13 protein-coding genes and 2 pseudogenes are annotated in these 13,650 nt (G+C 70.8%); 5 read left to right on the plus strand and 10 right to left on the minus strand.

From position 1 onward, the window contains the following. Positions 1-6: 6 nt before the first annotated feature. Complete coding sequence (amaP, locus tag IF11_RS0123920) at positions 7-585, plus strand: alkaline shock response membrane anchor protein AmaP (protein ID WP_030353765.1); 579 nt, start codon at positions 7-9, stop codon at positions 583-585. A gap of 503 nt (positions 586-1,088) precedes the next feature. On the opposite strand, the gene IF11_RS0123925 is transcribed toward amaP, so the two are convergent. The 5 genes from IF11_RS0123925 to IF11_RS0123945 all read right to left on the minus strand — a co-directional run bounded on the left by IF11_RS0123925 (position 1,089) and on the right by IF11_RS0123945 (position 5,987). Further along, on the minus strand, positions 1,089-1,844 hold the full coding sequence (locus IF11_RS0123925) for an SDR family oxidoreductase (protein WP_030353766.1): 756 nt from the start codon (positions 1,842-1,844) through the stop codon (positions 1,089-1,091). Positions 1,845-1,848: 4 nt separating this feature from the next. After that, positions 1,849-3,633, minus strand: a complete 1,785-nt coding sequence (locus tag IF11_RS0123930; protein ID WP_030353767.1) for a glycoside hydrolase family 15 protein — start codon at positions 3,631-3,633, stop codon at positions 1,849-1,851. Between the two features lie 42 nt (positions 3,634-3,675). Further along, positions 3,676-4,479: an SURF1 family cytochrome oxidase biogenesis protein gene (locus tag IF11_RS0123935; protein ID WP_030353768.1), complete on the minus strand. Its 804-nt coding sequence runs from the start codon at positions 4,477-4,479 to the stop codon at positions 3,676-3,678. Between the two features lie 119 nt (positions 4,480-4,598). Next, complete coding sequence (locus tag IF11_RS0123940; protein WP_078490880.1) at positions 4,599-4,832, minus strand: hypothetical protein; 234 nt, start codon at positions 4,830-4,832, stop codon at positions 4,599-4,601. Positions 4,833-4,895: 63 nt separating this feature from the next. Further along, a complete protein-coding gene (locus IF11_RS0123945; protein ID WP_078490881.1) occupies positions 4,896-5,987 on the minus strand; it encodes a DEDDh family exonuclease in 1,092 nt (363 codons plus the stop codon). 246 nt (positions 5,988-6,233) lie between these two features. Between IF11_RS0123945 and IF11_RS0123950 the strand changes: the two genes are divergently transcribed. Then, entirely contained in the window at positions 6,234-6,956 is a 723-nt protein-coding gene (locus IF11_RS0123950) for a VIT1/CCC1 transporter family protein (protein WP_030353771.1), read from the plus strand. Here IF11_RS0123950 and IF11_RS0123955 read toward each other — a convergent pair. The 4 genes and pseudogenes from IF11_RS0123955 to IF11_RS0123970 all read right to left on the minus strand — a co-directional run bounded on the left by IF11_RS0123955 (position 6,953) and on the right by IF11_RS0123970 (position 9,838). Next, positions 6,953-7,153, minus strand: coding sequence for a hypothetical protein (locus IF11_RS0123955; RefSeq protein WP_030353772.1), 201 nt, complete (start codon positions 7,151-7,153; stop codon positions 6,953-6,955). The two genes, IF11_RS0123950 and IF11_RS0123955, sit on opposite strands and share 4 nt — an antisense overlap. Before the next feature lie 388 nt (positions 7,154-7,541). Then, positions 7,542-7,994, minus strand: a pseudogene (locus IF11_RS43420) (NACHT domain-containing protein); the annotation flags it as partial. After that, positions 7,891-8,124 (minus strand): annotated as a pseudogene (locus IF11_RS43425) (hypothetical protein); the annotation flags it as partial. The pseudogenes IF11_RS43420 and IF11_RS43425, both read right to left, overlap by 104 nt. A gap of 163 nt (positions 8,125-8,287) precedes the next feature. Next, positions 8,288-9,838 carry a S8 family peptidase gene (locus tag IF11_RS0123970; RefSeq protein WP_030353775.1) on the minus strand — a complete coding sequence of 517 codons (1,551 nt, stop codon included), beginning with the start codon at positions 9,836-9,838 and terminating at the stop codon, positions 8,288-8,290. Between the two features lie 265 nt (positions 9,839-10,103). On the opposite strand from IF11_RS0123970, the gene IF11_RS0123975 reads away from it, so the two are divergent. The 3 genes from IF11_RS0123975 to moaA all read left to right on the plus strand — a co-directional run bounded on the left by IF11_RS0123975 (position 10,104) and on the right by moaA (position 13,321). After that, positions 10,104-10,499 (plus strand): DUF485 domain-containing protein, encoded by a 396-nt coding sequence (locus tag IF11_RS0123975; protein ID WP_030353776.1) that lies wholly within the window; start codon positions 10,104-10,106, stop codon positions 10,497-10,499. Then, positions 10,496-12,145 carry a solute symporter family protein gene (locus tag IF11_RS0123980; RefSeq protein ID WP_407706466.1) on the plus strand — a complete coding sequence of 550 codons (1,650 nt, stop codon included), beginning with the start codon at positions 10,496-10,498 and terminating at the stop codon, positions 12,143-12,145. Before IF11_RS0123975 ends, IF11_RS0123980 begins: the two co-directional genes overlap by 4 nt. A 183-nt stretch (positions 12,146-12,328) precedes the next feature. Further along, positions 12,329-13,321 carry a GTP 3',8-cyclase MoaA gene (gene moaA / locus IF11_RS0123985; protein ID WP_030353778.1) on the plus strand — a complete coding sequence of 331 codons (993 nt, stop codon included), beginning with the start codon at positions 12,329-12,331 and terminating at the stop codon, positions 13,319-13,321. On the opposite strand, the gene IF11_RS36900 is transcribed toward moaA, so the two are convergent. Further along, the gene (locus tag IF11_RS36900; RefSeq protein ID WP_051746168.1) at positions 13,304-13,510 is read right to left on the minus strand and encodes a hypothetical protein; all 207 of its coding nucleotides are present in this window, start codon (positions 13,508-13,510) and stop codon (positions 13,304-13,306) included. The genes moaA and IF11_RS36900 overlap by 18 nt on opposite strands. Positions 13,511-13,650: the final 140 nt, after the last annotated feature.

A 13,650-nucleotide genomic window follows, 5' to 3' on the forward strand; every position in this document is an offset into this window, starting at 1 on the left:
ACGGGGATGATCCGGGTCGTCAACCGCGTACTGCTGGCTCTGCTCGGTCTGGCGCTGCTCTGCGCGGGCGGCGCGGTGCTGGCGCGCGGGCTGGACTGGGCGGTGCCGTCCTGGTGGCCGTACAGCGGCCGGCACGATGTGCTGCTGAGCCGCGCCGACCGCGAGCGCTGGCGCGATCAGGGCTGGTGGTGGCCGGTCGTGATCGCGATCCTGGCGGTGCTGGTCGTGCTGGCTCTGTGGTGGTTCTTCGCCCAGCTGCGCCGGGCCAGGATGGCCGAGGTGCTGGTCGACAGCGGCGACGGCGAGGGCGCGTTGCTGCGGGCGCGGGCGCTGGAGAGCGCGATCGAGGACGACGCCGAGTCCCTGGACGGCGTGGCCCGCGCCCGCGTACGCCTGACGGGCCGCCGCACCGCCCCGTCGGCCCGCGTACGCCTCCTCATGGAGCCCCACGCGGCCCCGGGCGAGACGCTGAACCTGCTGATGGAGGAGGCGCTGGAGCGTGGGCGGAGGTCGGCGGGGCTGGGGGAGTTGGGGGCGGAGGTGCGGTTGCGGGCGGTGAGGCATGGGGCGGAGAGGGTGAGCTGACGGCGTGCGCCGTGGCCCGCTGCGCGGTGCGTTTTCCCCACCCCGCCCCTTCCCGAATCCGGGGCGCTTGAGGCCGGGCTTCGCCCGGGGCCCGGAGGTGTTGGCCCCCGGCCGGGGGGTGCCGTTCCGCTGCCCCGCCGTTGCCCGGAACCCGGGGCCATAGGACCGGGCGTCGCCCGTACTCGGGCGGCCGGGGCCGCGCCCACCGGCCCGGGGCCGGCGTTGGGCTTCGCCCTGCGACAGCGGTTGTACCGGCTTGCCCCCGCAACGCCTGGTAGCGGGTGAGGGACGCAGTCCCGGTTGGTCCCGCGCAGCGGAGCGCCGGGGCGGCCGGGGCCGCGCCCACCGGCCCGGGGCTCGCGTTGGGCTTCGCCCTGCGACAGCGGTTGTAGCGGCTCGCCCCCGGCAAGGCCGGGCAGCGGGTCCGGGGCGGAGCCCCGGTTTCGGGAAGGGGCGGGGTGGGGGAAACGCCCCGCGCAGCGGTCAACGGGCCCCGCCCCGCCCTAGAAGCCCCGCCGCGCCCCGCCATCCACCGGCACCATCACCCCCGTCAGATACGACGCCGCCGGCGACAGCAAAAACGCCGCCGTCCTGCCGAACTCCTCCGGCCTCCCATACCTCCGCAGCGGAATCCGCGACTCGTTCGCCGCCCGCGCCGCCTCCCCGTCGCCCGACAGCGCGTCGAGTTCACGGACCCGGTCCGTGTCGATACGGGACGGCAGCAGGCCAAGCACCCGGATCCCGCGCGGGCCGACCTCGTTCGCGAGGGACTTCGCGAAGCCGGCCAGGCCCGGGCGCAGGCCGTTGGAGATGGTGAGGCCGGGGACCGGCTCGTGGACCGAGGAGGAGAGGACGAGGCCGATGACACCGCCCTCGCCCAGCTCGGCCGCCGACGCGCGGGCGAGTCGTATCGCGCCGAGGAAGACGGACTCGAACGCCGTCCGCCACTGCTCGTCCGTGTTGTCCGCGGCGGACCCCGGCGCCGGGCCGCCCACGCTGATCAAGACGCCGTCGAAGCGGCCGAACCGCTCTTTGGCGGTGGCGATCAGACGTTCCGCCACCGCCGGATCGGCGTTGTCGGCGGCCAGCCCGTACGCGCCGGGGCCGATCTCCGCGGCCGTCTCCGCGACGCGCTTCTCGTCGCGGCCCGAGATGACGACCTTCGCCCCGTCCGCTGCGAGCGCCTCAGCCGCCGCGCGGCCCAGCCCCCGCGATCCACCGGTGACAACGTATACGCGGTCCTTCAGTCCCAGATCCATGGTCCTATCCTGCCGTGCCGGTCCCGGCGAGGGTCAAGGCGGTCACCACCAGCCCGAGATGGCTGAACGCCTGCGGATAGTTGCCGAGGTGCCGCCGCGCCACCGGGTCGTACTCCTCCGCCAGCAGCCCGACGTCATTGCGCAGCGCGAGCAGCCGCTCGAACAGCTCCGCCGCCTCCTCCGTACGCCCCGTCATATGGAGCGCGTCGGCCAGCCAGAACGAGCAGACCAGGAACGTTCCCTCGCCGCCCGGCAGCCCGTCCACCGAAGGGCCCGTCGTGGTGTAGCGCCGCAGGAAGCCGCCTTGCTCCAGCTCGGTCCGTACCGCGTCGACCGTGCCGATGACCCGGGGATCGTCCGGCGGCAGAAAACCGACCCGGGGGATCAGGAGCGTCGCCGCGTCCAGCTCGGCGGAGCCGTACGACTGCGTGAAGGTGTTGCGCTCCGGGTCGTAACCCCGTTCGCACACCTCCCGGTGCACCTCGTCCCGCATCGCGCGCCAGCGCGTCACGTCCCCGCGGAGCGACGGATCGTCCTCCAGCGTCTGGACGGCACGGTCGGCGGCGACCCATGCCATCACCTTGGAGTGCACGAAGTGCTGGCGCGGCCCGCGCACCTCCCACAGGCCCTCGTCCGGCTCGCGCCACTTCGACTCCAGGAAGCCCAGCAGGCTGAGCTGGAGGCTCCAGGCGTGCGGCTGCGCGGGGAGACCCGCGGTCCGTGCCACATTGAACGAGTCCATCACCTCGCCGTACACATCCAGCTGGAGCTGATCGACCGCGTTGTTGCCGGTACGGACCGGGGCGGAGCCCGCGTACCCCCGCAGCCACGGCAGTTCGCTCTCCGGCAGCCGGCGCTCGCCGCCGAGTCCGTACATGATCTGAAGATCGGCCGGGTCGCCCGCGACCGCGCGCAGCAGCCAGTCGCGCCAGGCCGCCGCCTCCTCCAGATAGCCGGCCGACAGCAGCGCCTCCAGCACCAGCGTGGAGTCACGCAGCCAGCAGTAGCGGTAGTCCCAGTTCCGTACGCCGCCCAGATCCTCCGGCAGGGAGGTGGTGGGCGCGGCGACGATCCCGCCGGTCGGGCCGTACGTGAGCGCCTTGAGCGTGATGAGGGAGCGCATGACGGCCGCGCGGTGCGGACCCTGGTAGCGGCAGCGCTCCGCCCAGCTCTTCCAGTCCTCCAGACTGCGCGCCAGCGCCCTGTGCGGATCGACACGCCTCGGGCGCGGCTTGTGCGAGGGGTGCCAGGTGAGGACGAACGCCACCTTCTCGCCCGCGCCGACGGTGAACGACGACCGTGTGCTGAAGTGCTGACCCCACGTCTTGACCGGGGGCTCGCTGCGCAGCCAGACGGAGTCGGGGCCCGCGACCGCCACCCGGTGGCCCTCCGCCCGGCGCATCCAGGGCACCACCGAGCCGAAGTCGAAGCGCAGCCGGATCGTGGCACTCATGTCCACCGACCCGCTGACCCCCTCCACGATCCGCATGATCTCGGGAGCCCTGTCGCGCTGTGGCATGAAGTCGACGACCTTGACGGTGCCGGTCCGGGTCTCCCACACGGATTCCAGCACGAGCGAGTCACCCACATAGGCGCGCCGCGTGCACTCGCGCCCGTCGGTGGGGGCGAGCCGCCAGTGGCCGTTCTCCTCGCCCCCGAGCAGCGCGGCGAAGCAGGCCGCCGAGTCGAAGCGAGGAAGGCACAGCCAGTCGATGGAGCCGTTCCGGCCGACCAGGGCGGCGGTCTGGAGATCGCCGATAAGTGCGTAGTCCTCGATGCGTTGGGTCACGCCAGGGCTGTTCCCGTACGGCGCGGGCGTTAAGCAGCGGTCTCAGACGGCCGCGGGCTCCTGCGCGGATTCGGCGTCGGCGGCGCTCCGCTCGGCCTTCGCCGCCGCGCGGTCGCGGAGCTCACGGCGTACGAGAATCACCCAGCCGACGGGTACGGCGGCCACGAACAGCCACCACTGGACCGCGTACGCCATATGGGGGCCGATCGAGCTGTCGTCGGGGTCCGGGATCTGCTCGGGACTGCCACCGGCCGGTTCGGGTGAGATCTGCTCGACATAGCCGCCGAGGACGGTACGGCCCAGCTCTTCCCGCTGCTGCGCGCTGTTGATCAGCATGACCTGGCGGGGCGGAAGATCCCGCAGGTCCTTGATACCGCTGGCCGCCGAGGTCTCGTCCGCCTTCAGCCGGCCGGTGATGGTGACCTCGCCCTTGGGCGCCGCCGGGATGTCGGGGAAGGCCCGCTGGTCGCCGCCGAAGGGGATCCAGCCGCGGTTCACGAGGAGCGCGCGGCCGTCCTTCAGGATGAAAGGGGTCAGAACGTGGAAGCCGACCTGGTCGTCGATCGAAGTCCTGCGGCGTACGACGACCTCGTGCGCGGGGTCGAACGTGCCGGTGGCGGTGACACGGCGCCAGTAGTCGTCACGCGGGACGGTGTGCCCGGGGGCCGTCAGATCCGTGACCGGGACGGGCTTCGCCGCGAGGTTGCCCGAGATCAGTGAGTTCTGGGCGACCTTGTGCTCATGGCGGTGGTACTGCCAGAAACCCAGCTCGATCATCGCGGGGATGAGGGCGAGGGCCAGGAGGGTGAGGATCACCCACTGCCGGGACAACAGGAAGCGGTACACGCCTTTGACGGTACCCGGCGCGGGCCGACGGATCTGACGGGGGGTGGCGGACCTGACGGGGGTGGTGGACCTGAGGGGGCTGGCTGACGGGAGAGGGAGGCGGACCCGGGCCCGGTCCGTCAGACGTGGTCGATGACCCCCGCCCTGCCGTCGGCGCGCGCGCAGTGCGCACCGCAGTACCAGTGGCCCTCGGCCTCGACGCCCTGTCCGATGATCTGGACCCGGCAGTGTTCACAGATGGGCGCCATGCGGTGGATGGCGCAGGAGAAGCAGTCGAAGACATGCACCGCGCCCTGCGCGTGCACCTCGAAGGACATCCCGTAATCGTTTCCGCAGACCTCGCAACGTGCCATGCGCCACAGAGTGGGACGGGGGGCGGTGGTACGCGAGCGGCCCGCTGGCGCGTCGCCCGCCAATCACCCGTCTGCGGGGGTGGAAGCGCGGACGGAGGTGGACGCGCGGACCGAGGCGGACGCGGGGACGGAGGCGGACGCGGGGACGGACGGCGCGGGCGAGGCGGGCGCCGGGACGGACGCGCCGGGCGCCGGGGCCACGTCCCGCAGCAGCTGGGTGAACGCGGCCTCGTCGATGACCGGCGTCCCGTACGACGCGGCCTTGACCGTCTTGGAGGTGGAGGACCCCGGGTCGTTGGTCACCAGCAGGCTGGTCAGCCGGGACACACTCGTCGCGACATGCAGCCCCGCCTCCACGGCCCGGTCCTCCAGCAGTTCGCGGTCGACGGAGGTGTCGCCGGAGAACGCCACCCGCATCCCCTGCACCAGCCGCTCGCCCGGCACATACCGGCCCGGGTTCGGATACGGGCACGCGGGCCGCTTGCGCGAGGGCCGCCAGCCCGTCTGCCGGTACGAGGACTGATAGCCGACCCGGGGCAGCGCCGGGGCGTCCGACCACTCCGTGAGCGGCCGGCACTCCAGCAGCGGCAGCCGTACGCCGTCCCTGGCCGCGGCGTGCAGACTCGGGCGGAACGCCTCGGCCAGCACGCGCGCGTCGTCGAGCGCGTGGTGCGCGCGCTGCTGTACGACGCCGAAGTGCGCGGCGAGCGACTCCAGCTTGTGGTTGGGCAGTGGCAGGCCCAGCTCCTTGGAGAGCGCGATGGTGCACAGCCGCTGCCGGGTGGGCGCGGTCCGCTCCGCGCGGGCGTACTCCCGGGCGATCATCGACCAGTCGAAGATCGCGTTGTGCGCCACGAGCACCCGCCCGTCGAGCCGCGCGGCCAGCTCACCGGCGATCTCGGGAAAGAGCGGGGCGCTCTCCAGGACATCGCTCGTCAGCCCATGGATCCACACGGGCCCCGGGTCGCGCTCCGGATTGACCAGCGTGTACCAGTGGTCCTCGACATTGCCCCGGGCGTCCAGGCGATAGACGGCAGCAGACACTATCCGGTCGTCGCGGGCGAGTCCGGTGGTCTCGACGTCGACGACCGCGTACCCCTCGGGGTAGGCGGTCGGCCATGTCGCTGCAGTCGTATGGTCGTCGAGCATGGTCACAGAGAATACGGGCCGCGACTGACAGTCCCACAGCCCGGTCGGCCGAGACCGGCCACGGGGGGCTTCCGAGCCGTCGTTCCGTCAAGACCCTTACGGTGAGAGGGGAAGAGCCGTGCAGGGGGCGGTGTCGGTGCTGACGGAGGCTTCTGCTACGTCGACCGGGCAGACGGGACAGGGGAAAGCACTCGGGGTTGCGTTCGACGCGTGTGCGCGGGGGACGGCGGGCCGTCATGAGAACCTCCCCGGGTGACCGACAGCACTCATATCCCGTCCCACAACGAGCCGCACGGCGATTCCCTCGGCGACCGCCTCAACTGGCTGCGCGCCGCGGTCCTCGGGGCCAATGACGGCATCGTCTCCACCGCGGGCATCGTGGTCGGTGTCGCGGGAGCGACGGACTCCCGCGCCACCCTGCTCACGGCGGGACTCGCCGGACTGCTGGCCGGATCGATGTCGATGGCCGCCGGGGAGTACGTCTCGGTGTCCACGCAACGCGACTCGGAGAAGGCGGCGCTGGCCCTGGAACGGCGCGAACTGCGCGAACAGCCGCGGGAAGAACTCGAAGAACTGACCGAACTGCTGGCGGCGCGCGGCCTGTCGGAGAAGGTCGCCCGCGAGGCCGCGGAACAGCTCACCCGGCGCGACGCCCTGCGCGCCCACGCGAGCGTGGAACTGGGCATCGACCCCGACGCCCTGACCAACCCCTGGCACGCGGCGGGAGCCAGCTTCCTCGCCTTCACCGCGGGCGCGCTGCTCCCGCTGCTCGCGATGGTGCTCACGCCGCTGTCCCTGCGGCTGCTGGTGACGGTCGTCTCCGTACTGGCGGCGCTGGCGCTGACCGGCTGGTGGAGCGCGAGACTGGGCGCGGCGACGGTGGGACCCGCGCTGCTGCGGAACGTGGGCGGGGGAGCGCTGGCGATGGGGGTCACGTACGCGGCGGGCGCGCTGTTGAGGGCGGCGGGGGTTTAATTCCGGACGAACTCGATCCGGCCGGGGGTGAAGGCATCCTCCCCGCGCACCGGGGTGCCGTTCGCCACTGTGATGACCAGGTTCTCCCGGGCGGCCAGTGGGGACAGGTCGATTGGGCCTTCTCGGTGGGTGCAGACCGACAGCCGGAGACGCTCCAGCTTCGGGAGTTCCGCCAGAGGATCGAGTCCTCCGGCCAAGGAGCAATCCGTCAAGTTGAGATCGGTGAGCGATTCCCAGTCGCTGATCCAGTCGAGACATTGGGCTCTCAGCCAGCGCAGATTGAGGGCCCACCACCTCGCGCTCGGTGTCCCGGCGTACGAGCAGCGGGTCCAGGGCCGCGTCGTACAACTCCTTGCGCGCTCGCGGCAGTCGTATCCGGCGGTCGCGGTTGAGTGCGCACAGCAGCGCGCACATCAGCGGATTGGTCGCCGGCCTGCCCAGGTCCCGCCGTCCCGTGACGGCCTGGATGAGGGACTGTTCGTACGTGTCGAGGACTGAGGCGTCCGGCGGGCACTCCTGGCGCGCCGCGTCGTGCCAGTGGGCGACGAAGGCGCGGATGTCGTCCCGTTCCATCGGAAGCAGTGAGTGCGCCGTGAAACCGTGGCCCGTCAGCCAGTCCTCGGGCACCGCCGAGGGGCGCGTCGTCGCCATGTACCGCGCCTCGGGGAAGGCCGCGATGAGTGATCTGAGCCAGGTCTCCGTACGGCTGCGCAGCCGCGTCGGGACCTCGTCCACGCCGTCCACCAGCACCAGCGCCCGGCCGCCGGTCAGCAGCCGCTCCGCCCATCCCGCCGGTGCGGAACCGTGCAGCGGCACGCCCGAGGCGCGCAAGAAGTCCTCCGGCAGGGGGAGTTCGTCGGCCGTCGTGAACGCGCGCAGTCGCAGGACGAACGGTAGAAAACTCCTCGCGCAGGCGCGCCGGGTCCAGTTCCAGGGCGAAGAGCCGGTCCGCGCCGATCTCGCCCGCCGCCGCGAAGGCGGACCGTACGGCCTCGACCGCCGCCGGCCGCTCGTTCTCCGGCAGCCGCGCGTGGGCATCCTTGAGCCGGCGGGCCAGCACCTTCGCCGGCCGGTCGGGTGACGCGGGTTTCGGCAGGGGGCGTACGGGGGCGTCCACGAGGCCCGCGCCCGGCTTCGGGGTCAGCAGCGACTTGGCGATCGCGCCCATGACCGTACCCGCGAGACGTGCCACCACAACTTCGGCTCCGGCGACAGCGCGCCCCGCGCGACGCGGCGCCGTCTGACCTCCTCCTCCTCGACGCACGAACGCGGGCCGCCCCGGAGGACGGCCCGCGCTCGGTACAGCGGTCGGTGCTCACGCACCCAGGTGCTTACTTGCGCACCGCCGCCAGGGCGTCGACAATGCCCGCCCCGTAGAAGCTGTTGTAGCCCTTGCCGCCCTCGCAGACGGCGTCGGCCTCTCCGTCACCGTCGATGTCGTACGGCGCCGGGCAGGCGGTGTCATCGGCCTGGACCGACAGGAGCGCCTTGATCGCCTGCGGCGAGGCGTGCGGGTGGGTCGACTTCAGCAGCGCCGCGACGCCCGCGACATGCGGGGAGGCCATCGACGTACCGGCCATGTAGCCGTAGTTTCCGCCCGGCAGCGGGCCGAGGATCAGGCCGCTGACCGCCGGCGGGGCCGGGGTCTGGTAGCGCGTGGAGTCGCCGCCCGGGGCCGCGATGTCGATGACACCGAGACCGTAGTTGGAGAACGAGGACTTCAGACCCTTGGCGCCGGTGGACGCGACGGTCACCACACCCGGCAGCTGGGTGGGGATGTCGAGGCACTCGGACGGGTCGATGACGCGGTCGCCCGGAGTGGTGTCGTTCGGGCTGGACGGGTCGGTGATCGAGTCGGACGCGAGATCGTAGTTCTCGTTGCCCGCGGCGGCGACGTTGACCGCGCCCTTCTTCTCCGCGTACCGCGTGGCCCGCGAGACCGCCTCGACCAGAGCCTTCTGGTCGGGGTCGTTCTTGCAGTTGAAGTACCACGGGTCGGTGTAATAGCTGTTGTTCGTCACATCGACGCCGTGCTCGGCGGCCCACACGAAGCCGCAGACGACGGCCTCGGTGTAGAAGAACCCGGCCGGCGTGGACACCTTGATGCCGGAGACCTTCACGCCCGGCGCGACACCGGTGACACCGATGCCGTTCTTGGCCGCGGCTATCTCACCGGCGACATGCGTGCCGTGCGGGCTCTCGCCCGTGCCCGGCCGCCAGGCGCCCTCGGTCGTGTCCGGCTTGCCGCCGACACAGTTCACCGAGGCCGCGCGGTCGAAGTTCGGCGCTATGTCCGGGTGGGTGTCGTCGACACCCGTGTCGATGACGGCGACAGTGACGTTCCTGCTGCCGAGCGTCTTCTCGTGCGCCTTGTCCGCCTTGATGGCGGGCAGGTCCCACTGCAACGGCTCCAGCGGGTCCTGGTCGGCGGCCTTGTTCGCCTTCGCCTTCGCGGTGGCGGCGGCGACCTCCTCGGCGGACAGCACCTTCGGGGCGCCGATGTCCGTCGTGGACTGCGCGGACAGCGGCGCGGTGCGGGTGGCACCGGCCGAGTCGACGCCCTTGACCTTGCGGACGGTCTTCGCGAACTCGGGGTTCTGCGAGGTGACGACTATGACGCCTATCTGGTCATAGGAGGTCACGACCGTGCCGCCCGCCTCGGCGATCGCCTTCTTGACCGACGAGACGGTGGAACGTCCACCGCGGGTGTTGACGACGTACGACAGCTTCGGGCCGTCCGTCGCGACCGCGGCGGCGGGGACACTGCCCGCCGCCGTCGCGGCCGTGGCCGTACCGGTCGGCAGGAAGCCGAGCGAGACGGTGAGCGCCAGACCTGCGGGCAGAGCGAGCGCGCGCCGCCGTCTGGATCCCAGATGAGCCATGGGTTCTCCACATCATCCGTGAAAGAACCGTCCCCGCGCAGGCGTGCGCGCGGACGGGTACATGACCAGTGAAGTTATCGCTGATCATCCCCGGTCTTCAATCACTTCCCGAATCATTTTTGGAAGAAACTGGAAGAAAAAGGCCGGTGTTGAACCGCGTCGCCACGCCCTCCGTGCCGTTGTCAGGGGGACCAGCACATCCGCACCCCCCGTGAGGTTTTCCCTGATGCCCCACCCCACCGCACCCGCGTCACGAGGAGATTCCGTGGCTTCCGATGCACCGCCGCCCAAGGGCGGTACGGACACCAGCCCCGCCCAGTCAACGCCGGACCGGTCCACGACGGCGCAGCCCACGACGGCCCAGTTCGTCGAGGTGCAGGAGAGCGCGGAATTCGGCGAACTGCGCCGTGCGTACCGCTCCTTCGCCTTCCCGCTGACCATCGCGTTCATCGCCTGGTACCTGCTGTACGTCCTGCTGTCCAACTACGCGGGCGGCTTCATGGGCACCAAGCTCTTCGGCAACATCAACGTGGCCCTGATCCTCGGCCTCGCGCAGTTCGTCACCACCTTCCTCATCGCCTGGTTCTACGCGCGGCACGCGTCGCGCAAGCTCGACCCGAAGGCGGACGTCATCAAGTCCCGTATGGAGGCCGACGCATGAGCCAGTCGCTCCCACACATGAGTCACCCGGTCCAGCAGCTCGCCGCCGCCGCGGACGCGAGCGAGCACCGGCCGCTGATCATCACGCTCTTCGGCCTCTTCGTCGTGGCGACGCTGTTCATCACCGTCTGGGCCGGCCGCCAGACCAAGAGCGCGTCCGACTTCTACGCGGGCGGCCGGCAGTTCACCGGTTTCCAGAACGGCCTCGCGGTCTCCGGCGACTACATGTCCGCCGCGTCCTTCCTGGGCATCGCGGGCGCCATCGCGCTCTTCGGATACGACGGCTTCCTGTACTCCATCGGCTTCCTGGTCGCCTGGCTGGTCGCGCTGCTGCTCGTCGCCGAGCCGCTGCGCAACTCCGGCCGGTACACGATGGGTGACGTCCTCGCGTACCGCATGCGCCAGCGTCCGGTCCGTACCGCCGCGGGCACGTCCACCATCGTGGTCTCGATCTTCTATCTGCTGGCGCAGATGGCCGGCGCGGGCGTGCTGGTCTCCCTGCTGCTCGGGATCACCAGCGACGCCGGGAAGATCGCCATCGTCGCGCTGGTCGGTCTGCTGATGATCGTGTACGTCACGATCGGCGGGATGAAGGGCACCACCTGGGTCCAGATGGTCAAGGCCGTGCTGCTCATCGCGGGCACCCTGCTGATCACCTTCCTGATCCTGTGGAAGTTCAGCTTCAACCTCTCCGACCTGCTGGGCACGGCGGCGAGCAACAGCGGCAAGGGCGCGGCCTTCCTGGAGCCCGGCCTCAAGTACGGCGCCACCGCGACCTCGAAGCTGGACTTCATCTCGCTGGGCATCGCGCTCGTGCTCGGTACGGCGGGGCTGCCGCACATCCTGATCCGCTTCTACACCGTGCCGACCGCCAAGGCCGCCCGCAAGTCGGTCATCTGGGCCATCGGCATCATCGGCGCCTTCTATCTGATGACCATCGTGCTCGGCTTCGGCGCCGCCGCCCTGCTCAAGCCCGGCGACATCATCGCCTCCAACAAGGCCGGCAATACGGCGGCGCCGCTGGCCGCCCTGGAGATCGGCGGCGGAGCCGACTCGACCGGGGGCGCGATCCTGCTCGCCGTGATCTCCGCGGTCGCGTTCGCCACCATCCTCGCGGTGGTCGCCGGGCTGACCCTGGCGTCCTCGTCGTCGTTCGCGCACGACATCTACGCCAATGTCATCCGCAAGGGAGAGGCGACCGAGAAGGAGGAGGTCCGCGCGGCCCGCTGGGCGACCGTCGCCATCGGCATCGTCTCGATCGCGCTCGGCGCCCTCGCCCGCGATCTGAATGTGGCCGGACTGGTCGCGCTCGCCTTCGCCGTCGCCGCCTCGGCCAATCTGCCGACGATCCTCTACAGCCTGTTCTGGAAGCGGTTCACCACCCAGGGCGCCCTGTGGTCGATTTATGGCGGTCTGGCCTCGTCCGTGCTGCTGGTGTTGTTCTCCCCCGTCGTCTCGGGCAAGCCGACCTCGATGTTCCCGGGTGTGGACTTCCACTTCTTCCCGCTGGAGAACCCGGGGCTGATCTCGATCCCGCTGGGCTTTCTGCTGGGCTGGCTGGGCACCGTGCTGTCGAAGGAGGAGCCGGACAAGGGCAAGTACGCCGAGCTGGAGGTCAAGTCCCTCACCGGCACGGGAGCGCACTGAATCCCGGGAGTGCGCTGAACCCTGGGAGTGCACTGAATCCTGTAGACGGTATACAGATCCATGGCCGCATCGTAGAGTCCTACGATGCGGCCATGCCGCTCCTCGTAACATGCAGGCCCTGTTGATGTCAGTGGTCTGACGTAGGCTCGATCGAGTCGGATCCGATCAGGGAGGGGGGCCTGAGTGCTCATCGACACCTTTGGCCGTGTCGCCACCGACCTGCGCGTCTCGCTCACGGACCGGTGCAATCTCAGGTGTACGTACTGCATGCCCGAAGAGGGGCTCCAGTGGCTCACCAAATCGGATCTGCTCAGCGACGACGAGATCGTCCGGCTGATCCATATCGCCGTGACGCGGCTGGGGATCACGGAAGTCCGCTTCACCGGCGGTGAGCCGCTGCTCAGGCCCGGTCTCGTCGGGATCGTGGAGCGGTGTGCGGCGCTGGAGCCACGCCCGCGGATGTCACTGACCACCAATGGCATCGGCCTCAAGCGGACGGCCGCCGCGCTGCGGGAGGCCGGTCTCGACCGGGTCAATGTCTCGCTCGACACGCTGCGCCCCGATGTTTTCAAGACCCTCACCCGCCGCGACCGGCACCAGGACGTGCTGGACGGTCTGCGCGCGGCCCATGACGCCGGGCTGACCCCGGTCAAGGTCAACGCCGTCCTGATGCCGGGGCTCAACGGCGACGAGGCGCCCGATCTGCTGGCCTGGGCCGTGGAGCACGGCTACGAGCTGCGCTTCATCGAGCAGATGCCCCTCGACGCCCAGCACGGCTGGAAGCGCGACGGCATGATAACGGCCGGTGACATCCTCGACTCGCTGCGTACGCGCTTCGGGCTGACCGAGGAGGGCGAGTCCGTACGGGGCTCGGCGCCCGCCGAGCGCTGGGTCGTCGACGGCGGTCCGCACCGCGTGGGCGTGATCGCGTCCGTCACCCGCCCGTTCTGCCAGGCCTGCGACCGTACGCGGCTGACCGCCGACGGACAGGTGCGTACGTGCCTGTTCGCCCAGGAGGAGACGGATCTGCGGGGCGCGCTGCGCTCCGACGCGCCCGACGACGAGATCGCCGCGCTCTGGAAGACAGCGATGTGGGGCAAGAAGGCCGGTTCCGGGCTGGACGATCCGGCGGCGTTCCTCCAGCCCGAGCGGCCGATGTCAGCGATCGGTGGCTGAGTTCCGCTCCCACTCGGTCAGCTCCACCACGTCCTTCAGAAAGCCGCGCATCCCCAGGAACGAGGAGAGATGCTCGCGGTGTTCGTCGCAGGCCAGCCAGGTCTTGCGGCGCTCGGGCGTGTGCAGCTTGGGGTTGTTCCAGGCGAGGACCCAGACGGCGGGCGCGCGGCACCCCTTGGCGGAACAGATCGGGGCCGCGTCGTCGGCGGGTCCCTCGGGAGAGCCGGGAGCGCCCGGAAAGCCTGGGGAGCCGGGGAAGCTGGGAGAGCCGGGGAAGTTCACCCGACCACCCTAGGACACATTCCGTAACCGGAAATGGCGACGCCGGG

The organism is Streptomyces scopuliridis RB72, assembly GCF_000718095.1.
GTDB classification, from domain to species: domain Bacteria; phylum Actinomycetota; class Actinomycetes; order Streptomycetales; family Streptomycetaceae; genus Streptomyces; species Streptomyces scopuliridis.

Excerpts from the sequence above, each read along its gene's own strand:
- amaP (WP_030353765.1), top strand. The coding sequence starts at position 7 with ATGATCCGGGTCGTCAACCGCGTACTGCTGGCTCTGCTCGGTCTGGCG.
- IF11_RS0123925 (WP_030353766.1), bottom strand. The coding sequence starts at position 1,844 with ATGGATCTGGGACTGAAGGACCGCGTATACGTTGTCACCGGTGGATCG.
- IF11_RS0123940 (WP_078490880.1), bottom strand. The coding sequence starts at position 4,832 with ATGGCACGTTGCGAGGTCTGCGGAAACGATTACGGGATGTCCTTCGAG.
- IF11_RS0123970 (WP_030353775.1), bottom strand. The coding sequence starts at position 9,838 with ATGGCTCATCTGGGATCCAGACGGCGGCGCGCGCTCGCTCTGCCCGCA.
- IF11_RS0123980 (WP_407706466.1), top strand. The coding sequence starts at position 10,496 with ATGAGCCAGTCGCTCCCACACATGAGTCACCCGGTCCAGCAGCTCGCC.